This window comes from Campylobacter sp. BCW_6877, from assembly GCF_001762445.1.
GTDB classification, from domain to species: Bacteria; Campylobacterota; Campylobacteria; order Campylobacterales; family Campylobacteraceae; genus Campylobacter_D; species Campylobacter_D jejuni.
In genome coordinates, this window is record NZ_MJWW01000064.1 from 1 (window position 1) to 568 (window position 568).

Below are 568 nucleotides of genomic sequence, written 5' to 3' on the forward strand. Positions count from 1 at the left end.
ATAATAAGCTTTTTCTGCTTTAGTCCAAGGAGCTATAGCTCCTTTGATAGGATCTTTTAAATATATACTTTGCCAATCTTTAAATTCAAGTAAAGTAGAACTTTGTCCTGTATAAAAGTTAGGATCTAGGTATTGGGGTTTATAGTCTTTGTAGGGGGAGTTTCTTAATATGCGATCGGCTTCAAAAAGGGCTTTGGAATATTCTTCGGTATAGTTGCCTGTGGGCTTAATATTTTCTTTAAAGAGTATTTTATTGGTATCTTTTTCCACATCTAATGTTAATCCATTGGGTGTATAAATCTCATAAGTTTCGCTCATTGTTTATCCTTTCGTAATTTATCCCATATATAAACCATCTTCTATGATTATAGTAGTAGCTAATCTGCCTATGAAATTAGGCGGAGTTTTTGTTTCTGATGTGATATCAGTATTTGCACTTGCCTTGCTAGTGTTATTTTCTCTTTTGTCTATAGCTTTCAAGCTTTCTTTATTTTCATTTATCCCTATATACATAGCCTTAAGATTGTTTTGTCCTATGATATTGAGTTTTTCTAGTAATCTTCTGGTT

2 pseudogenes are annotated in these 568 nt (G+C 32.0%); both read right to left on the minus strand.

Features of this window, described 5'->3' with window-relative positions:
* Window positions 1–318: pseudogene (locus AJ936_RS09750) on the minus strand (hypothetical protein); the annotation flags it as partial.
* An 18-nt stretch (window positions 319–336) separates the two neighbouring features.
* A pseudogene (locus tag AJ936_RS10670) lies at window positions 337–568 on the minus strand (hypothetical protein); the annotation flags it as partial.